Origin of the sequence: Aeromonas sp. ASNIH5, assembly GCF_002902865.1 — a bacterium.
Lineage (GTDB): Bacteria > Pseudomonadota > Gammaproteobacteria > Enterobacterales > Aeromonadaceae > Aeromonas > Aeromonas caviae.
Window position 1 is genome coordinate 3,512,517 of record NZ_CP026122.1, and the last position, 18,439, is coordinate 3,530,955.

18 protein-coding genes and 1 riboswitch are annotated in these 18,439 nt (G+C 61.4%); of the genes, 11 read left to right on the top strand and 7 right to left on the bottom strand.

The genetic code is table 11. The features are described 5' to 3' along the window. Positions 1–138 precede the first annotated feature (138 nt). A complete protein-coding gene (locus tag C2U30_RS16480) occupies positions 139–1,395 on the bottom strand; it encodes a sensor histidine kinase (RefSeq protein WP_103244128.1) in 1,257 nt (418 codons plus the stop codon). Continuing rightward, positions 1,392–2,060 (bottom strand): response regulator transcription factor, encoded by a 669-nt coding sequence (locus tag C2U30_RS16485; RefSeq protein WP_042864554.1) that lies wholly within the window; start codon positions 2,058–2,060, stop codon positions 1,392–1,394. Before C2U30_RS16485 ends, C2U30_RS16480 begins: the two co-directional genes overlap by 4 nt. Positions 2,061–2,150: 90 nt before the next feature. On the opposite strand from C2U30_RS16485, the gene C2U30_RS16490 reads away from it, so the two are divergent. The 9 genes from C2U30_RS16490 to C2U30_RS16530 all read left to right on the top strand — a co-directional run bounded on the left by C2U30_RS16490 (position 2,151) and on the right by C2U30_RS16530 (position 12,050). Then, positions 2,151–2,579: a hypothetical protein gene (locus tag C2U30_RS16490; protein WP_103244129.1), complete on the top strand. Its 429-nt coding sequence runs from the start codon at positions 2,151–2,153 to the stop codon at positions 2,577–2,579. Positions 2,580–2,657: 78 nt separating this feature from the next. Then, positions 2,658–3,146 carry a hypothetical protein gene (locus tag C2U30_RS16495; protein ID WP_103244130.1) on the top strand — a complete coding sequence of 163 codons (489 nt, stop codon included), beginning with the start codon at positions 2,658–2,660 and terminating at the stop codon, positions 3,144–3,146. A 62-nt stretch (positions 3,147–3,208) separates the two neighbouring features. Then, positions 3,209–3,322: riboswitch (TPP riboswitch) on the top strand. A 263-nt stretch (positions 3,323–3,585) separates the two neighbouring features. Continuing rightward, positions 3,586–5,589 (top strand): phosphomethylpyrimidine synthase ThiC, encoded by a 2,004-nt coding sequence (thiC, locus tag C2U30_RS16500; protein ID WP_103244131.1) that lies wholly within the window; start codon positions 3,586–3,588, stop codon positions 5,587–5,589. Further along, positions 5,586–7,193 carry a thiamine phosphate synthase gene (thiE, locus tag C2U30_RS16505; RefSeq protein WP_103244132.1) on the top strand — a complete coding sequence of 536 codons (1,608 nt, stop codon included), beginning with the start codon at positions 5,586–5,588 and terminating at the stop codon, positions 7,191–7,193. Before thiC ends, thiE begins: the two co-directional genes overlap by 4 nt. Beyond that, positions 7,183–7,962, top strand: coding sequence for a HesA/MoeB/ThiF family protein (locus C2U30_RS16510; protein WP_103244133.1), 780 nt, complete (start codon positions 7,183–7,185; stop codon positions 7,960–7,962). Before thiE ends, C2U30_RS16510 begins: the two co-directional genes overlap by 11 nt. Before the next feature lie 2 nt (positions 7,963–7,964). After that, positions 7,965–8,165, top strand: coding sequence for a sulfur carrier protein ThiS (gene thiS, locus C2U30_RS16515; protein ID WP_010672666.1), 201 nt, complete (start codon positions 7,965–7,967; stop codon positions 8,163–8,165). Between the two features lie 85 nt (positions 8,166–8,250). Further along, the gene (locus C2U30_RS16520; protein WP_052815867.1) at positions 8,251–9,018 is read left to right on the top strand and encodes a thiazole synthase; all 768 of its coding nucleotides are present in this window, start codon (positions 8,251–8,253) and stop codon (positions 9,016–9,018) included. Next, the gene (gene thiH, locus C2U30_RS16525) at positions 9,015–10,286 is read left to right on the top strand and encodes a 2-iminoacetate synthase ThiH (RefSeq protein ID WP_103244134.1); all 1,272 of its coding nucleotides are present in this window, start codon (positions 9,015–9,017) and stop codon (positions 10,284–10,286) included. The genes C2U30_RS16520 and thiH overlap by 4 nt, the downstream gene beginning before the upstream one ends. A 732-nt stretch (positions 10,287–11,018) precedes the next feature. Then, a complete protein-coding gene (locus tag C2U30_RS16530) occupies positions 11,019–12,050 on the top strand; it encodes an IS630-like element ISAhy2 family transposase (protein WP_001809438.1) in 1,032 nt (343 codons plus the stop codon). An 11-nt stretch (positions 12,051–12,061) separates the two neighbouring features. Here C2U30_RS16530 and C2U30_RS16535 read toward each other — a convergent pair whose 3' ends face one another. The 4 genes from C2U30_RS16535 to C2U30_RS16550 form a co-directional block, all read right to left on the bottom strand. After that, positions 12,062–13,777, bottom strand: coding sequence for an ATP-dependent nuclease (locus C2U30_RS16535; protein WP_103244135.1), 1,716 nt, complete (start codon positions 13,775–13,777; stop codon positions 12,062–12,064). Between the two features lie 187 nt (positions 13,778–13,964). Continuing rightward, positions 13,965–14,381 carry a GNAT family N-acetyltransferase gene (locus C2U30_RS16540; protein WP_103244136.1) on the bottom strand — a complete coding sequence of 139 codons (417 nt, stop codon included), beginning with the start codon at positions 14,379–14,381 and terminating at the stop codon, positions 13,965–13,967. A 156-nt stretch (positions 14,382–14,537) separates the two neighbouring features. Further along, on the bottom strand, positions 14,538–14,969 hold the full coding sequence (locus tag C2U30_RS16545; RefSeq protein ID WP_041997343.1) for a GNAT family N-acetyltransferase: 432 nt from the start codon (positions 14,967–14,969) through the stop codon (positions 14,538–14,540). A 122-nt stretch (positions 14,970–15,091) separates the two neighbouring features. Then, the gene (locus tag C2U30_RS16550) at positions 15,092–15,547 is read right to left on the bottom strand and encodes a CatB-related O-acetyltransferase (RefSeq protein ID WP_103244137.1); all 456 of its coding nucleotides are present in this window, start codon (positions 15,545–15,547) and stop codon (positions 15,092–15,094) included. A gap of 222 nt (positions 15,548–15,769) precedes the next feature. On the opposite strand from C2U30_RS16550, the gene C2U30_RS16555 reads away from it, so the two are divergent. Then, on the top strand, positions 15,770–16,354 hold the full coding sequence (locus C2U30_RS16555) for a hypothetical protein (RefSeq protein ID WP_010672673.1): 585 nt from the start codon (positions 15,770–15,772) through the stop codon (positions 16,352–16,354). A gap of 406 nt (positions 16,355–16,760) precedes the next feature. Continuing rightward, complete coding sequence (locus C2U30_RS16560) at positions 16,761–17,651, top strand: sensor domain-containing diguanylate cyclase (RefSeq protein WP_041214332.1); 891 nt, start codon at positions 16,761–16,763, stop codon at positions 17,649–17,651. 63 nt (positions 17,652–17,714) lie between these two features. Here the strand turns inward: C2U30_RS16560 and C2U30_RS16565 are convergent, their stop codons facing one another. Next, the gene (locus C2U30_RS16565) at positions 17,715–18,353 is read right to left on the bottom strand and encodes an exopolysaccharide biosynthesis protein (RefSeq protein WP_010672675.1); all 639 of its coding nucleotides are present in this window, start codon (positions 18,351–18,353) and stop codon (positions 17,715–17,717) included. Positions 18,354–18,439: the final 86 nt, after the last annotated feature.

Below are 18,439 nucleotides of genomic sequence, written 5' to 3' on the forward strand. Positions count from 1 at the left end.
AGACAGGTAAACACAGGGCGCCCTCGGGCGCCTTGTTGCTATCTGGAGGGTGGGCTGGAAGGCTGCGGGCTTGCCGGGAAGTGTCTCCCTTCTCCCACTGTGTTGAACAGCCGGAGAGAAGGGCCGGGGATGAGGGGGTTATACCGCCCCGGGGGCGCCGGGGATCATCACCAGCCGGGCGCTGAAGACCCCATCCACCAGGTGGGTCTCAATCTGCCAGCCCAGCTTCTCGCAGATGCGCTGGATGATGGTGAGACCGCAGCCGTAGCCGAGGATCTGATCCGGCGCGGCGGCGGTGGGGTTGCTGATGGTGAGCAGCTGCTCATGCAGGGTGATCTCGATGTGCCCCTCGGCGTAGCTCAGGGCGTTTTTCAAGAGGTTGCCGAGGGCGATGGCGAGCAGGGAGAGGGGGGCCTTCACCTCGCTCTCCTCGTCCAGTTGCAGGCGAATGTCCAGCGTCTCCCGTTGCAGCAGGGGGGCGAGGCGGGTCAGTTCCCGGCGAATGAGCGGCGCCACCTGCTGGGGCGGGCGCTCCACGGCCTCCTTGCGTCCCAGCAGCAGGAAGGTTTCGGTGAGCAGGGCCATCTCGTCGGCGGCGGCGCGGATGCGGCTGACGGCGCGGGCTGCCGGGGCGGGCAGGTCATTCACCTTGCCGAGCAGGGCCGCGGATCCCTGGATCACCATGTTGGGGGTGCGCAGCTCGTGGCTGGCAAAGCGGCTGAACTCCTGTTCACGGGCAAACACGGCGGCTACCTCGTGCTTGCCCGCCAGCAGCGCCTGCTCTATCTCTCGCAGCTCCTGCCAGGGGGCATCGGGCACGAAGTCCCCCTGATCCGGGGTGAGGTGGGCGACCCGCTGGCGCAGCCGCTCCAGCGGCCTGGTGATGTGACGCACCAGCCAGATGCCGAAGGCGAGGCTCCCCAGCAGCAGGGCCAGGCCGATGAGGCGGGTCACCAGATGCAGCTTGGCTTCGTAAGGGTCGAGGTAGTCGTCCGCATCGTCGTTGAACACCAGATAGAGCAGCCCCTGACCCGAGGGGTGGGCGCGTACCAGGAAGTGCTTGTCCTCCCGGCCCAGCTGATGCTCGAAGAAGCCTGGGCTCTGGTAGGCCTTGAGCCAGGCGGGCAGGCGGCCCGCCTCTGTCCAGTAGCTGGAGAACTGGCGGGGGCTGGGGGCGGGGGCCGCCATCCCGAGGCGCAACCAGTCGTCGTCATAGCGGGTTGCCTCCGCCTCCAGCCAGTGGCGCAGGCTCAGCTCCTCCATCTTGTTCTCGGCCACCACCATCAGCAGGCTCAGGATCACCAGCAGCAGCAGACCGGCCCCTCCCAGCGCCAGCACCAGGCGCCGGCGCAGGCTCGGCAGGCCGGAGGCAAGGGGCGGCGTCGGGTTCGTCATGGGGTCACCAGCCGGTAGCCCTGGCCGTGCAGGGTCTCCAGCATGGGGGTGGGGAAGGGCTTGTCGAGGACATTGCGCAGGGCATAGATGTGGCTGCGCAGTGCGTCGGAGTCGGGCTCCTCGTCGCCCCAGACGGTGTCGAGCACCTCCTGGCGCGTCACCAGCTGGGGCGCGCGCTTCACCAGCAGGGTGAGGATTTGGAACGGGATCTTGCCGAGCTTGAGCTCCACCCCGGCGCGGGTGGCGCGGCCGCTGGCGGGATCCACCGTCAGATCGCCAAAGCCGAGGACGCCCATGTCCCCTCTGGGGCCACGCAGGCTGAGGGCCTCCAGGCGCACCTCCAGCTCCTCCATGGCGAACGGCTTGACCAGATAGTCGTCGCCCCCCGCCCGAAAGCCTGCCAGCTTGTCCTCCAGGCTGTCACGGGCGGTGAGAAAGAGCACCGGGGTCGCGATGCCGTCCGCACGCAGCCGCTCCACGGTACGCAGGCCGTCGAGGCGCGGCATCATGACGTCCATGATGATGACGTCGAAGCGCTCCTGGGCCAGCAGTTGCAGCGCGGCCTGGCCATGATAGGCGCAATCCACCCTGTGCCCGGCCAGCGCCAGATAGTCCATGATGGTCTCCGCCACCTGGGGACTGTCTTCCACCACCAGTATTTTCATGCTCTGATCTCCTGGTCTGTGCCGATATTTCACGGCCATTTCACACCGGATGGGTCATCCTGTGTGCCAGTGTAACCCCGAGGATCCCCGATGAAGAAGTCTCTCTGCGCCTTCTGGTTATTGATTCTATTGCCTTTTGGTCTGGTGCAGGCGGCCGAGTTCAAGCTCACGGGCCGCACCACCTGGCAGCTTGGCCAGTTGATGGTCAATGGCATTCCCTTCGTGATCGATGAGCGCACCCGCTTCAAGGATGGCCTGGATGAGGACGATCTCGGCGGGACCTGGGTCGATCTGGAAGGGGTCGTGCAGGAGACGGCGGCAGGGGCGCGGCGGCTCGTTCGCGAGGTGGAGGCGCTGGAGGAGGAGGACGAGATGGAGCTCGAAGGGCCGGTGGAAGGGGGACGGATCTGGGGTTATATCACCTCGGATGGGAGCCTCTCCCCGTTCGAGGGACGCTGGCTGGAGCTGGAGTGCAAGTTTGACGGCATGCGCCTGAGCCAGTGCCGGGAGGATGACTGACCGGTCAGTGCGGACCGGGAAAAATTGCCCGTCCGGGGCCATAGTTAAACCTCACCCCGTGACCCCGGACCGCCTGCCATGACCCGAACCGCACTCTGCCTGCTGCTGTTGCCCTTCTGCACCTTTGCCGACGACGCCGAGCTCTGGCTGGTGGAGCTGGAGCACAACGACGGGGTGCGCCTGCAATTCCAGGGGGCTGAGCTGGAGCTCGGCAGTGCCGAACTGCACGGCGTGGCGCAGCCGGACGGGCTCGTGCCCGGCATGCACCTCGCGATCCAGAGCCGCTACGGCGTCGCCGAGACGATCCGGGTGCTCGACGGGGCGCCGGATCCGGCGCTCGGGGCCAGTTGGCGGCGGGCGGAGGATCGACTGCTCACCCACAATCAGCAGGCATTGCTGCTACAGGAACTCGGCGTGCTGGTGTTTGATGCTGACACTCGCTGGATCAACGGCAGCGCCGCCGATCTGCAACCGGGTCGCCGCCTGGTGCTGAGCCGGGATGAAGAGGGCCGCCTCACCGATATCCTCATTCCCGACCCCGAGGATCCCCTCGACGCCGAAGAGTGAGACCTCTCTCCCTTTCCCCTTGTTAATGGCTTGTACTTTAAATTTCCCCACTTATACTGGCGCACATCTTGTCGGAGTGCTGACCGTCGAACGACGCTAAGCTGAGACCGTTAATTCGGGATCCGTGGAACCTGATCAGGTTAAGACCTGCGAAGGGAAACAAGGGTAACTTGCGGGTTACCGCGCCGGGGAAGGCACACCTTCCCGCCAGCCAGAGGCAGACCGCCTCTGGCTGGCACAGGCGCACAGGGGGAGGTTGTCCCGTCCGGCTGTCCTTAGGGCGCCGGGTTTCCAGACCAGGGAAACACCGGGACGGCAGAGCAGGGAAGATCCATGCCCGACTCACTCCCCCGAGCACACCCCGCCGCAAGTTCATCTTCTCCTCGAACTCCAGACAAGCAAACACCCATAACTTCAACCAGTTAATGTGAGTTTTGCTATGTCTACCAATGTATCTGATACCACCAAATCCAGCCGCCGCGAGCAGCGCTCCAGCGCCCAGACCTTTATCGACAACTTGAAAGGGATGGCTCACCCCAACTCCCGCCGCATCTTTATCGAAGGCTCCCGCGCCGATATCCGGGTGCCCCTGCGGGAGATCCAGCTGGCCGACACCTTCGTCGGCGGCACCAAGGAGGCTCCCCAGTTCGAGCCCAACGAGCCGGTGCCGGTTTACGATACCTCGGGCCCCTATGGGGAAGAGGCCGCCCCCATCGACGTGCGCCGTGGTCTGCCGCGCCTGCGCGAAGCCTGGGTGCTGGAGCGTGCTGACACCGACGCGCTGGACGGGCTGAGCTCCACCTTCACTCAGGAGCGGCTGGCGGACGAGGGGCTGGATCACCTGCGCTTCGAGCATCTGCACTCTTCGCAACATAAGGCCCGCCGTGCCAAGCCGGGCCGCCGGGTCACCCAGCTGCACTATGCCCGCCAAGGCATCGTCACCCCCGAGATGGAATTTATCGCCATCCGCGAGAACATGGGCCGCGAGCGAGTGCGCTCCGAGCTCCTGCGCACCCAGCATCCGGGTCAGGGCTTTGGCGCCAGACTGCCCCAGAACATCACCCCCGAGTTCGTGCGCGATGAGGTGGCCGCCGGTCGCGCCATCATCCCCAGCAACATCAACCACCCGGAAGCGGAGCCCATGATCATCGGCCGCAACTTCCTGGTGAAGATCAACGCCAACATCGGCAACTCGGCGGTCACTTCCAGCATCGAAGAGGAAGTGGAGAAGCTGGTGTGGTCCACCCGCTGGGGCGCCGACACCGTGATGGATCTCTCCACCGGCCGCTATATCCACGAGACCCGTGAGTGGATCCTGCGCAACAGTCCGGTCCCCATCGGTACAGTGCCCATCTACCAGGCGCTGGAGAAGACCAACGGCATTGCCGAAGACCTCACCTGGGAGCTGTTCCGCGACACCCTGCTCGAACAAGCCGAGCAGGGGGTGGACTACTTCACCATCCACGCCGGCGTCTTGCTGCGTTTCGTGCCCATGACCGCCAAGCGCCTCACCGGCATCGTCTCCCGCGGCGGCAGCATCATGGCCAAGTGGTGCCTGTCGCACCACAAGGAGAACTTCCTCTACGAGCACTTCCGCGAGATCTGCGAGATCTGCGCCGCCTACGACGTGAGCTTGTCGCTGGGTGACGGTCTGCGTCCGGGCTCCGTCTATGACGCCAACGATGAGGCCCAGTTCGCCGAGCTGCGCACTCTGGGCGAGCTCACCAAAATTGCGTGGGAGTACGACGTGCAGGTGATGATCGAGGGCCCCGGCCACGTGCCCATGCACATGATCGAGCGCAACATGACCGAGCAGCTCGAGCACTGCCACGAGGCGCCCTTCTATACCCTGGGCCCGCTCACCACCGACATCGCCCCGGGTTACGATCACTTCACCTCCGGCATCGGCGCCGCGCTCATCGGCTGGTACGGCTGCGCCATGCTCTGCTACGTGACCCCCAAGGAACACCTGGGCCTGCCCAACAAGGAGGACGTGAAGCAGGGGCTCATTACCTACAAGATCGCCGCCCACGCCGCCGATCTGGCCAAGGGCCACCCGGGCGCCCAGATCCGCGACAACGCCATGTCCAAGGCGCGCTTCGAGTTCCGCTGGGAGGATCAATTCAACCTGGCCCTGGATCCCGACACCGCCCGCGCCTACCACGACGAGACCCTGCCTCAGGAGTCCGGCAAAGTGGCCCACTTCTGCTCCATGTGCGGGCCCAAGTTCTGCTCCATGAAGATCACCCAGGACGTGCGCGATTATGCGGCGAAACTGGAAGCCGTGGAGATCAAGCTGGTCGGCATGGACGGTCAGCAGGAGCGGGTGGTGGCCGAGGTGGAGAGCGGCATGGCCCGCATGGCGGAAACCTTCAAGGAGACCGGCGGCGAGATCTACCATCAGGCGGCGACCCTGAAGCAGGCCGCAGGGGAGGAGGCGTGAGCAGCGAGCGCGGGGCTGTCAGCCCCGCCGACCTGTCGCCTGTGACGCAGGCCCGCCCCGTGGTCTGGACCATCGCCGGGTCTGACTCCGGCGGCGGGGCCGGCATTCAGGCCGACTTGCACACAATGCATGACCTCGGCGTGCACGGCTGCTCGGTCATCTCTGCCATCACCGCCCAGAACTCGGTGGCGGTGAAGATGGTCGACCCCGTGCTGATGCAGACCTTCGCCGCCCAGATCGATGCCCTGGGGCTGGATCTGCCACCCGCCGCCATCAAGATCGGCCTGCTGCCGACCCGGCTGCATGTGGAGGTGCTGGCACGCAGGTTGTCGACCGTCGAGGCTCCCTTCGTGGTCTACGACCCGGTGGCCATCGCCAGCACCGGCACCCCCATGGCGGAGCCCGGCATGCTGGTGGCGGTGCGCGAGCACCTGCTGCCCCGTTTGTCCCTCATCACCCCCAACGGTCCCGAGCTGGAAGCCCTGACCGGCCTGCCCGCCACCAGTCCCGAGCTGGTGCGCCTCGCCGCCCGGCGGCTGCGCGAACTCGGCGCTCGCGCCGTGCTGGTCAAGGGGGGCCACCTTGAATGGGGCGGGGATCTCTGCCTCGACTACTACCAGGACGAGAGCTGCGAATTCTGGCTCGCCGCGCCGCGCCTCGATACCCGCCACGGTCACGGCACCGGTTGCGCTTACGCCAGCGCCATCGCCGCCGTGGTGGCGCAGGACTATCCGGTGGAGGACGCCATCACCCTGGCGCGGGCCTACCTGCAACAGGGCTTGGCGGCGGCGCAAGGGGTGGGCGCAGGCCCGGGGCCCATCGCCCATCTCGGCTGGCCTGCCGATCTTGCCCACTTCCCCCGTGCCGTGCTGGCGGGCTCACCGCTCGATCGCCGCTTTGGATTGTATGAAGCGAGCAGCGCCCGTCTGCCGCAGGGCCCCTTCGCGCCGACCGAACACAACCTCGGCCTCTATCCGGTGGTGGACTCGGTCAAGTGGCTCAAACGCCTGCTGGGGGCCGGGGTCAAGACCATCCAGCTGCGGATCAAGAATCTGCCCGCCACAGAGGTGGCGCCGGCCATTCGTGATGCGGTAGCGCTCGGTCGCCGCCATGGGGCGCGGCTCTTTATCAACGACTACTGGCAGCAGGCCATCGAGGCGGGTGCCTGGGGCGTGCACCTGGGGCAGGAGGATATGGAGACCGCCGATCTCGCCGCCATTCAGGCGGCCGGGCTGCGCCTTGGCATCTCCACCCACGGCTACTTCGAGCTGATGCGGGCCCGCGAGCTGGCCCCCTCCTATATCGCGCTCGGCCATATCTTCCCGACCAACACCAAGGCGATGCCTTCGCGCCCCCAGGGGCTGGCGCGGCTGCACCACTACCGCGCCCTGATGGCGCAGTGGCCCACGGTGGCCATCGGCGGCATCAGCGAGGAGCGGGTGGCGGCGGTCAAGGCAAGCGGGGTCGGCAGCATTGCGCTGGTCTCGGCCATCACGGCAAGCGATGACTGGCAGGGGGCGACCGAGCGGCTGCTCGCCGCCGTGGGGGCGGGGGATGAACCGCGCTCGGCCTGCGTGATACGGGAGGCAGAACATGCGCTCTGATGCCGCTTCTCTTAGTGACAAAGAGTATCTGCGATACGGCCGCCAGCTGATGCTGGCGGAAGTGGGGGAAGCCGGTCAGGCACGGCTCAAGGATAAATCCGTGCTGATCGTGGGCCTCGGCGGGCTCGGCTCGCCGCTCGCCCTCTATCTGGCCGGGGCCGGGGTGGGCACTTTGTGGCTGGCCGATGGCGATACGGTGGACTCCAGCAATCTGCCGCGCCAGATCCTGTTCGATAGCGAGGCGGTCAACCACTCCAAGGCGGAGCTGGCCCGCGAGCGCTTGGCCGCCCACAACCCGCTGGTGGAGCTGATTGCCATCAATCAGCGACTCGATGCCGCCAGCCTGCCGGAGTTTGTGACCGAGGTGGATCTGGTGATCGACTGCTGCGACAACCTCGCCACCCGCCAGGCCATCAACGCCGCCTGCGTGGCCCAGGGCAAGCCCTGGGTCTGTGCCGCCGCAGTGGGCTGGCAGGGGCAGCTGATGGTGCGCACCAGCAGCGATCACGCCTGCTACGCCTGCCTTTATCCGTTGGATACCAAGGTGAGCCAGAGCTGCGAGACCAGCGGTGTCACCGGCCCGCTGGTCGGGGTGATGGGCTCTTTGCAGGCGCTGGAGGCACTGAAAATGCTGCTCGGGATGCCGAGCCCGGTGGCGGGCACATTGCGCCGCTTCGATGCGTTGACCCATCAGTGGCAGACCCTCACGCTGGCTCCCGACCCCGATTGCCCGGTCTGCGGCAGCACCCACGCGGCCCTGGAGAATTAACCATGAAGATCCGATTGAACGATATCGAGCTGACGCTGCCCACCGGCCAGCGCCTGACTGAGCTGCTGGCGGTGCAGGAGATTTCCCCTCAGGGGGTAGCGGTGGCCCTCAACGGTGCCGTGCTGCCCCGTGGCCGCTGGGCCGAGACCCGTCTCAATGACGGGGACGAACTCCACCTCTTCACCGCCATCGCGGGAGGCTGATCCATGATGCTCGCAGTCCCATCTTCGCGCGCTCTGCCTTGCGGCGGGGCCTCATCTCTTCTTATCGCAGTGGCCGGAGGCTGACATGCTCAAGATTGCCGATCACACCTTCTCTTCGCGCCTCTTCACCGGCACCGGCAAGTTTGCCCGCCCGGAACTGATGGCCGCCGCCATCGAGGCAAGTGGCTCCCAGCTGGTGACCATGGCCATCAAGCGGCTCGAACCGGGCAAGGCCCACGACGATATCCTCACGCCCCTTCGGCAACTCGGGGTCAAGCTGCTGCCCAACACCTCGGGGGCCAAGACCGCCGCCGAGGCGGTATTTGCCGCCCACCTCGCCCGCGAGGCGCTGGGGACGAACTGGCTCAAGCTCGAGATCCACCCCGATCCGCGCTACCTGCTGCCCGATCCCATCGAGACGCTGAAAGCCGCCGAGCAGCTGGTGAAAGAGGGCTTTGTGGTGCTGCCCTACTGCGGCGCCGACCCCGTGCTGTGCAAACGGCTCGAAGAGGTGGGCTGCGCCGCCGTGATGCCGCTCGGTGCGCCCATCGGTTCCAATCAGGGGCTGGTGACCCGGGAGTTTCTCTCCATCATCGTCGAGCAGGCCAATGTGCCGGTCGTGGTGGATGCGGGGATCGGTGCGCCGAGCCACGCCGCCGCCGCCTTTGAGCTCGGCGCCGATGCCGTGCTGGTCAACACCGCCATCGCGGTGAGCGGCGACCCGATCGCCATGGGCCGCGCCTTTGCGCTGGCCTGCACCGCCGGGCGCAGTGCCTATGAAGCCGGTCTCGGCGCCCGCGCCCTGCAGGCGCAAGCCTCCAGCCCGCTTACCGATTTTCTGGGGGCGTTATGAGTCAGCATGCCAATGACCCCACCCCGACCCTCCCCTTGCCAGGGGAGGGAGTGTCGACTTCGCCCTCTTGTGAAGTAGGAGATCGGGGGGGCGGATTAACACCTCCCCCTTGTGAAGGGGGAGGCCGGGAGGGGGTTGAGAGAAAGTCGGAGAGTTTTCTCGATAGATGGCAGGAGCTGGAGTGGGACGATATCGGCATGCAGATCCGCGCCAAGACCGCCGCCGATGTAGAGCGGGCGCTGACTACCTCCCGCCGCACCCTGGCCGACTTTATGGCGCTGATCTCCCCGGCCGCCGAGGCGTATTTGCCGCAGATGGCAGCCGAGGCCGAGCGCCTGACCCGCCAGCGCTTTGGCAACACCATCGGCTTCTATGTGCCCCTCTATCTGTCGAACCTCTGTGCCAACGACTGCACCTACTGCGGCTTCTCCATGAGCAACCGCCTCAAGCGCAAGACCCTGAATGCAGAGGAGATTGAGCGCGAGTGTCTGGCCATCAAGGCGCGCGGTTTTGACAGCGTGCTGCTGGTGACCGGCGAGCACGAGCACAAGGTGGGGCTCGCCTATTTTCGGCAGGTGTTGCCCATCATCCGCCGTCACTTCAGCACGGTGGGGATGGAGGTGCAGCCCCTCTCGCAAGCCGAGTACGCCGAGCTGAAAACCCTCGGCCTCGATTCGGTCATGGTCTATCAGGAGACCTACCACGCCCCCACCTATGCCCGCCACCACCTGCGCGGCAACAAGCAGGACATCGCATGGCGCCTCGCCACGCCGGATCGGCTCGGCCGCGCCGGTATCGACAAGATAGGGCTGGGGGCGCTCATCGGTCTCTCTGCGGACTGGCGTGCCGACAGCTACTTCGTCGCCGAGCACCTCGCCTGGCTTGAGCGCCACCACTGGCAGAGCCGCTACTCGCTCTCCTTCCCGCGCCTGCGCCCCTGCACCGGCGGGCTGGAGCCTGCCGTGGTCATGTCGGATCGCCAGCTGGCCCAGCTTATCTGCGCCTGGCGCCTCTTCTCGCCCACGCTGGACTTGTCCCTCTCGACCCGCGAGTCCGCCACCTTTCGCAACGGCGCAGTGCGCCTTGGCATCACCCAGATGTCGGCCGAGTCGCGCACCCAGCCGGGTGGCTATGCCGAGGGGGATAAAGAGGAGCTGGAGCAGTTCGCCATCCACGACGACCGCCCGGTGGGGGAAGTGGCCGCCGCCGTGCGGCTGGCAGGGTTGCAGCCGGTGTTCAAGGACTGGGAGCCCTTCCTGGGCCGATAGGGGCGGCCACGCCCCTTTGCCGGTGGCATCCCGGCGTCCAGCCAGACTCCGTGCCTGTGGCGAGCAGGCACGGCCGCACCGTGCAATCGTAGGGTCGATTAGCCGGTAGGCGTAATCGTCCGTTCCGAGGTATGGTGTTGGCGGCAGGGGCCGTTGTGTGGTGGCACGGCTTCGCCGTGCAGGACGCGAGGCCGCTGGCCTCGACGGGGTTTCGCCCGCCCTTCGGGCTTTGGCGAGTGACTTTGGAAAGACCCAAAGTCACCAAAGGTCTTCTCCCCCGCCAACCCGACCGCTACGCGGTTGCCCTCGGGTCAGGTGTAAGGTCGGACGGACCGCCGCAGACGGCACATCCCTGTGCCGGCTGCGTCTGCGCCATCATCCCTGATGGCGCTCCTGACCTTGCCCCTTCCCCTCGGCGGATTGGAGGGGGAACCAAAACCGTGCCCACCATAACCTCAGGGGGTAGTCGTAGGGTGCGATAAGCGGCGCGCATTGCACCGATAATGAGTGATCTTGTAACGGCCAGCGGTGCAATTCATGTTGTTGATTCCCCCTTGATGATATTAACTTTTGTTAAGCCAAGTCTTCAAAAATTGCATCTTGGTCATTTGTACTGACAGGTCCTAAATAGCTGTTCCGAATAGTAGATCACCGGAGGAAGGGAACTCAGTCCAGTTTGTGCGATCTGATTAGTCGCTAAACAAAACAAGCCACACCCAAAGGACTGAGTTGATGCCTATCCTACCACCTCTGCCACGACCACAACGGCGCCGCATTCACAAAATCATCCATGCCACCCGTGATAAAGGACATGCTCGTCGCTTGATGGCCATCTTGCTGTTACATGAAGGACGCACGATCACCGATGTTCATCACCTTACCGGCGCTGCGCGCTCGACCATCGGTCGTTGGCTTCGGTGGTATCGAGATGAAGGCATAGATGCGCTAGAAGCCTTACCGGCTGGCCGTGCCCCAGTCTTACCTATCGCCAAGATTGTCACCTTACTGGTGCTGCTCATGCAGTTTTCTCCGCAAGATTTTGGTTATCAGCGCAGCCGTTGGTGTACTGAACTATTGGCTATAAAAATCAATCGGTTAACAGGGCTCAATGTGGCAGCCTCCACGCTCCGCCGATGGTTACCTCGTATGGGCATTGTCTGGCGCAGGCCCGTGCCGACCTTGCGGATAAAAGACCCAGCCTATCAGGAAAAAATGGCGAATATCGACGCCGCGCTGGCCCGCTGTGATGCCGATAATCCGGTGTTTTATGAGGATGAAGTCGATATAGACCTCAATCCCAAATTAGGAGCCGACTGGATGTTCAGAGCGCAGCAAAAGCGGGTTGTCACACCGGGGCAGAATGCCAAGCATTATCTGGCAGGCGTTCTCCACGCAGGCAACGGAAGGGTACTTTACGTCAGCGGGATCAAGAAAAACTCATCGCTGTTTATTGCCATGCTGGAAAAGCTGCGCCACCACTACCGACGAGCCAAAACCATCACGTTGATCCTCGATAACTACATCATTCACAAAAGCAAACAGACCGAGCGATGGTTGAAGAAGAATCCCAAGTTCTGCCTGGTGTTCCAGCCAGTTTACAGCCCTTGGGTTAATCACATAGAACGGCTATGGCACAAGTTACATGAAACCATCACGCGCAATCATCAATGCAGAGGGATGGCAAACCTGCTGGCCCGAGTGAAACACTTCATGGATACCGTGTCTCCTTTCCCGGGGAATGGCTATGGCACAGCGAAGGTGTAGCACTATTGGGATCAGTTATTTAGTTCTATAATTAAACTTCTGAAATACTCTGAAGAAAGTCCTGCAGATGTTGAAATTAGATTATTTGGTTTTTCATGTAATTCATTTTGAATGTATGACTTTATTTTACCCAGTAACTCTTTACCCGGAGTGAGCTGATGCTTATAGTCCTCGTACCATTCATTGACCACTTTTTCCACAACTGCAATGTCCGTTTGATTGTTTTTGTTAAACCCTTTATCTGGTCGGTCCCTAAGAATGAAATTAGTTAGTTTTCTCTTGGTTTCAGATTCAAGCTCGTCAGTTAACTTGTTATAAATAATGGTGGAGGTATCTAAGCTAACATCATAAACACTACTTATATGTTCTGGCTTACAGAAGTATGATTCAATTTCTTGGTACTCTGTGACAAAAAGGATAATATCCTTGGCTTTACAGTCTGCCCTGAGTTTAATAATTTCATGGTCGCTATCTATCTTCTGGTCTCTATCCAAATGAAGAATTACTTTAACTGTTGGTATTTGCTTTTGTACAAATCCTTGTAAAATTTTGGCGAAATCTACTTTGGTACAACTTTCATAAGAGTGGAGAACGAATTCATCTTCTTGGAGTCCATTAGAAAGTAAGAAGTTTTTTAGGTAATTCTTTTTTTCAAGCACACCTTCAACGCGGTCTTCAGTGACGACAACATATTTTAAATTTCTTTTTGAGAACAGATAGTCAGCATCAATTGCTCCGATATCAACGAGTATCTTGCTGCTCTTTATATTGGAGCTTACTTTTCCATCTTGGAAGTGTACGACTTGGGCCTTATCCTCAAGGGCGTCGAGTATGTATCTAGAGTGAGTGGAAAAAATAACTTTTAGGTCTGTATTTATCGTTGACTTCTTAACTAGTTCTTCGGCAAGAAGTTTTTGCTTAGTCGGATGTATATGAGCATCTGGCTCATCCAGTAATATTATTTTTGGAGAAAAGTACTCAATATATGCAAATATTTGAATGACCTGTAGAAGACCATTACCTACAGAATCAAGAGGAAGTTCGACATTTTCCTTTAAAACTTTAACCTCAATGAACTCTGAAACATGCTCATCAAATAGAATAGTTATTTCTGTGTTAGGGTATATATTATTGACAGATGATAGAAATTGCCCCCATCTTTCTTCTTGCTTATATATATGTAATAATACATTCCTTAGGTAATTATTGCTGTCACCCCGAGTTGCAGACTTTTTAACTGCTATAGGGACTTCATATTTCTCATGGATGGGTATGCCCGCTAAACCAGGAATGTAAACACAGTAAGGTGAGTTTATATCACAAAGTAATTCACCCAGTTCTTTTCCTTGCAACTTGGTAGTGAATCCACCATTTTTCCCTTTAGATATACTGAGAGAAGCATTATGTGTATCTGAGAATATAAATTCTATAGATTTTTGTGCATCTCTTGTTTTGGCCCCAGTGAGTTTTCTACCATGATATAAGTATTCGATGTTTTTTGTTGGGGTGTAAAGGTACTCGCTGGAATCTAGTGATAGTGTTCGAAGAGCTGTTCTTGACCAACTGGATCCTTTCAGCTTCAGAGTCTGGCAGCTTGAGACCGCAAATTGGATGCCTTGTATAAAACTGCTTTTACCTGAATTATTGGCACCTATAAAGATATTTATAGGTGCCAATGTAATTGTTGCTTCATCAATCTTCTTGAATTTTTGTATTTGTATTTTCATTGTTTTTTCTCAGGAGATAAATATGACTGTGATAATATGACTATATTTACAGCATTGAAACACATGTAAATAATAATCTGTCACAGAACTCCGTTTTTATCGTGGGGGGCAGCGCTCCGCATTCGATCCATAGATTTTGACGCCCACCAATTTCTAGGTGACAAGTCTGCATTATTGGAGGGGGGGCTCATTGCGTCATCTTCCTCAGGAAATAACTGACATGCCCCGGCGGCATATCGGGCAGCTGGCCAAAGACCTCGTAACCCTGCTTCTGGTAGAAGGGGAGGGCCTGAAAACTGGTGGTTTCCAGATGGTAGTTGGTGATGCCCTTGCTTTGGGCGTACTGCTCCATGGCGCCGAGCAGGCGGCCGCCCCAGCCGTCGCGGCGGATGCGTTCGTCGATCCAGAGCCAGTCGACGTGCAGCCAGCCCCACTTGATGTCGGCGATGATACCGCCCTGTACCTTGCCCTCTTCATCCTTGATAAAGCTGGCGATCCGCTCGCGCAGATGGGTGCCGGCGTGATCCTTGTTGTAGCCCGAGAGACCAATGCGCAGCGCTTCGATCTCATCGTCCTGAGGCGGTTGGGGTGGGGTGAGTTGCATGGTGCTTCCTGTTTGATGATGGCTGGGGGATGGCTTCCTGCACGGCTATCTGTCCGCGGCTGTTCAGTGTCACCTGCGGGCTGACCTGTGTCACCGGGCAGACAAGAAGGCGGATATCCCAACATGACAGTCCTGGGTATGACGGTGATTGATTGGTCAGGACTTTTCGGCGGCAATCCGCTTAAGCCCCATACCAAGACTGGCAGGCGCCGTGAGCGAGAAACCGAATTGTTGATAGAGTCGGTAAGCCTCCCCATCTGCCAGCAAGCTGACATAGCCTGACTCCGGTACCTCGCGGGCGATATAGTCGGCGATCTCCGTCATGATCTTTTTGCCTACCCCTTGACCCTGATATTCAGGTAGCACTGCAATATCAACCACTTGATAAAATGTCCCGCCATCTCCGATGATGCGGCCCATGCCGATGGCGGTCTGGCCGCAAAACACCTGGACGGCAAACAGCGTATTGGGCAGACCACGCTCTGCGGCCTCAAGCGTCTTTGGGCTGAGCCCGGCTGCGGTTCGAAGATAGCGATAGGTTTCGACGGGCGGTGTTGAGTGGACGACAGTGAAAGCGGGTGTGGTCATGTTGATAACTCCAGTGGGACCTGATTGTTTTAAATTCCTTGTAACGCACTGCTCTGGTGATGGCTCCGTGCTCTCCAGGGCTGTAGGGGGAGGTTCTCCCGATGCCTTCAGGTGGGCAGCCATCACCCCGCCCTCTCCAACTCGTCCATTTCCCCGCCACCGATCAACTGCAAATTCCGGCTGATCCGCTCCACCGGCCAGTCCCACCAGGCGAGGGCGCCCAAACGGGCGATGGTGTCGTCGTCAAAGCGATAGCGGATCACCTTGGCGGGGTTGCCGCCGACCACGGCGTAGGCGGGCACATCGCCGGTGACCACGGAGCGGGCGGCGATGATGGCGCCGTTCATGATGAACTTCACCCCGCGGGCGATGGCGCAGAACTTGCCGATGATGAGCTTGTCGCCGATGAAGGGGAAGTGGTAGAGGACGTTGCGCTCGAAGCCCGCCGCATCCTCCGGATCGTCGTAATAGGTGTAGTCACCCACCTCGATATTGGGTCCCTTGATGGTGTTCTTGATAAAGCACACCTGGGGGAAGCCGTTCATGGGGTGGGGGTTGGCGGGATCGGGTCCGTGCATGGGGGCTCCTCTGGGGTCTGGGCTCTGGCTACCCTAACGGAATCGGGTGGAGCCTTGCCACCCTTTTGTGCCCTCCGCTTCGCCAGTCTCTGTCGCCCCCTGCCCATGTGCGCATCGACCCGGGGCGGGTTTGTCTCTAGCATGGAGGGGCGGCGGAGTCTGGCTCCGTCAAAGTGGATGATGGACGAAGTGCGCCTTGCACACTTCTGGCGGAGAGAAAAGATGAAGCTGCGTTCCTTGTTGATGGTGGGTGCCCTGCTGCTGGGCGGATGTGCGGTCAATCCCTATGGGGGGACGCCTGCGCCGGTCGGCGAGCCGGACAAGCCGGTGACCAAACCAGAGAAACCCGTGGCCGAGCCTGACAAGGCCGAGCCGGTGCCTGCTCCCAAACCCGTGGCACCGACGGGGCTGGCGGTCGCCCTGGCCGATGACTTCCTGAAGGCCGCCGATGTGCAGGCGCTGGCGGGCAGCAGCCCGGTACTGCTGCTGATGGCGCCCCAGAACGGTACAGGTGAGCCCTTCAGCACCCAGCCCCTGGCGGTGGCCATGATCCAGCGCATTCAGGCCAATAGCGGCTTTCGTTTCGCAGACCCGGGCCAGGTGGCGGCCATCACGGGTCAGCTCGAATACCAGCAGGGGGGCATGAACCCCGCCTCCCTGGTGCGCCTGGGTCGCCAGACCGGGGCGGGTTACATGCTCTACGGGGATCTCCTCTCTGAAGGGGGCCGCTACCGGCTCGCCATGAGCCTGATGGATCTCAAGAGCGGCGAACTGCTCTGGAACGCCAGCCGATCCGCTGCCCGCTGATGCCGGCTCGCCATGAGCCTGATGGATCTCAAGAGCGGCGAACTGCTCTGGAACGCCAGTCGATCCGCTGCCCGCTGATGTCGGCTCGCCGGATCCCTCTTGACCGGGATCCGGCCCTGCCCCCCTTGTCCGGGGGCGGGAATACCCCTGTGGCGCCCCTGACGTCACAGGGGTTGGCATGTCGCACTGCCTGAAGGCAAAAAAACCTTCCTGACTGTCTGACAACCCTGGTTCTGACAGCATCCCCGATTGCTACCATTCACTTTGCCGGAGGCTTGTCCGGTGGGCACGTCACCGACCGCATCCTTCCCGCCCGGCAGGCAGCTTTCTGCCCCTGTGCGATACTCCATGAGTCTTGTATAACAGGAGTACAGGGACCCACTCCCACGGATAGCAAGGAGCTCGGATGGCGCTCTCAGTGGCACAACTCTACGAAGTGATGGCCCAGTTGCCGGATCCCGTTTTCATCCTCAGCGAAGATGGCTACTACATCGAGTACATCGGCGGGATGGAGCAGCAGTCCTACCAGAACGGCAACCCGCTGATCGGCAGACAACTGCTGGACGTGCTGCCCGAGGACAAGGCGCAGTGGGTGATGGCGCAGGTGGCTCAGGCCCTCGCCAGCGGCCAGGTGCAGGTGGTGGAGTATGACCTCTCCCCCGCCGAGGTGGACGGCATCGACGCTGACGCCGGGCCCCAGGGAATGCAGCGTTTCGAGGGCAAGATAGCGCCCTTGCCCTCTTTATATGAGGGGAAGCGGGCGGTGGCCTGGATGACCCGCAGCATCACCCGCCAGCACGAGCTGCAACAGCGGCTCAAGCGGCTCGGGGAGACGGATCAGCTCACCGGCCTCTACAACCGCCACTTCTTCTTCGACCAGTATCACCATAAGGTGCAGGGGCAGCATCTCACCGGCCTCATCATGCTGGATCTCGATCACTTCAAGCAGATCAACGATCGCTTCGGCCACCAGACCGGTGACAAGGTCCTGTGCCGGGTCTGCGAGTGCGTCTCCGCCCAGTTGCGGGGGGAGGATCTCTTCGTGCGCAGCGGTGGCGAGGAGTTTCTGATCCTGCTGCCGCAGATCGACGAGGGGATATTGCTGAAGGTGGCGGAGCGGATCCGCGCCGCAGTGGCGGCCATGGCGCCGGATCCCGCCCCCGTGACCGTGAGTCTGGGCACCACCCTGATCCGGCCGGGAGAGGATCTTGGCACCGTGCTGGCCCGGGCGGACGAGTGGCTCTATCGGGCCAAGCGGGGCGGGCGCAACCGGGTGGCCCACGATGGGGCGCCCTGAGGGGCGCAGTGAACAGGAAAGAGGGCGACCCGGGGTCGCCCTCTTTCATTTGGCCGGGCCAGATCAGCCGAACAGGGTCGAGATATTCTGCCCCGCCATCAGCAGGCCGATGGCCAGGGCGCTGAACCAGACCAGGGTGGCGGCGACCAGAGCATAGCCGAGGGCGACGAAGAGACCGTCCCGCTGCAACATGCCGATGGCCAGCAGCAGGATGGCCCAGGCGGGCATGGCGTTGGTGAAGGGAATGGCGCCGAGCGGCAGCATCAGCAGCAGGGCGGCCAGCATGATGAGCAGGCCGTTGCAGCGGTTGATGGTCACGCTGCCGGTCAGGATGAGCAGGCGCGGGCGGATGAAGCGGTCGATGCGGGCCAGCAGATCCGCCCCCTTGTGCAGGGTCGGCTTGAGGTGCTCGGCGGCGAAGCGGCGCTCCATCAGGAAGGCGGGCAGCCAGGGCACCCGGTTGAGGGTAATGCCGATGCCGATGAAGAGGATCAGCAGGCCAAAGGGGGTGCTGACGCCGGGAATGGAAACCGGCAGCAGGAAGGGAACCGTGAGCAGCACGCAAAACAGCAGCATGCCCTGCTCGCCCACCAGGGCCAGCATCTGGCGCAGGCTGATGTGGCTCTCCTCGATGGCGTGGGCGGTGGCCCTCAGGGTATCGGAGAGCGTGCTTTGGGGGTCGTTGAGTTGCGCGGCAACCATTCCTGAGATCCTCGTTTGTTGATGCCACCGCTGTGGCGCCGCCAGCTTACGGGGCCGAGGTTAATCCCGGATGAATAACCCCGGGG

Coding starts and splice junctions, on each gene's coding strand:
- C2U30_RS16480 (WP_103244128.1), bottom strand. CDS start 1,395: ATGACGAACCCGACGCCGCCCCTTGCCTCCGGCCTGCCGAGCCTGCGC.
- C2U30_RS16485 (WP_042864554.1), bottom strand. CDS start 2,060: ATGAAAATACTGGTGGTGGAAGACAGTCCCCAGGTGGCGGAGACCATC.
- C2U30_RS16490 (WP_103244129.1), top strand. CDS start 2,151: ATGAAGAAGTCTCTCTGCGCCTTCTGGTTATTGATTCTATTGCCTTTT.
- C2U30_RS16495 (WP_103244130.1), top strand. CDS start 2,658: ATGACCCGAACCGCACTCTGCCTGCTGCTGTTGCCCTTCTGCACCTTT.
- thiC (WP_103244131.1), top strand. CDS start 3,586: ATGTCTACCAATGTATCTGATACCACCAAATCCAGCCGCCGCGAGCAG.
- C2U30_RS16510 (WP_103244133.1), top strand. CDS start 7,183: ATGCGCTCTGATGCCGCTTCTCTTAGTGACAAAGAGTATCTGCGATAC.
- thiS (WP_010672666.1), top strand. CDS start 7,965: ATGAAGATCCGATTGAACGATATCGAGCTGACGCTGCCCACCGGCCAG.
- C2U30_RS16520 (WP_052815867.1), top strand. CDS start 8,251: ATGCTCAAGATTGCCGATCACACCTTCTCTTCGCGCCTCTTCACCGGC.
- thiH (WP_103244134.1), top strand. CDS start 9,015: ATGAGTCAGCATGCCAATGACCCCACCCCGACCCTCCCCTTGCCAGGG.
- C2U30_RS16530 (WP_001809438.1), top strand. CDS start 11,019: ATGCCTATCCTACCACCTCTGCCACGACCACAACGGCGCCGCATTCAC.
- C2U30_RS16535 (WP_103244135.1), bottom strand. CDS start 13,777: ATGAAAATACAAATACAAAAATTCAAGAAGATTGATGAAGCAACAATT.
- C2U30_RS16540 (WP_103244136.1), bottom strand. CDS start 14,381: ATGCAACTCACCCCACCCCAACCGCCTCAGGACGATGAGATCGAAGCG.
- C2U30_RS16545 (WP_041997343.1), bottom strand. CDS start 14,969: ATGACCACACCCGCTTTCACTGTCGTCCACTCAACACCGCCCGTCGAA.
- C2U30_RS16550 (WP_103244137.1), bottom strand. CDS start 15,547: ATGCACGGACCCGATCCCGCCAACCCCCACCCCATGAACGGCTTCCCC.
- C2U30_RS16555 (WP_010672673.1), top strand. CDS start 15,770: ATGAAGCTGCGTTCCTTGTTGATGGTGGGTGCCCTGCTGCTGGGCGGA.
- C2U30_RS16560 (WP_041214332.1), top strand. CDS start 16,761: ATGGCGCTCTCAGTGGCACAACTCTACGAAGTGATGGCCCAGTTGCCG.
- C2U30_RS16565 (WP_010672675.1), bottom strand. CDS start 18,353: ATGGTTGCCGCGCAACTCAACGACCCCCAAAGCACGCTCTCCGATACC.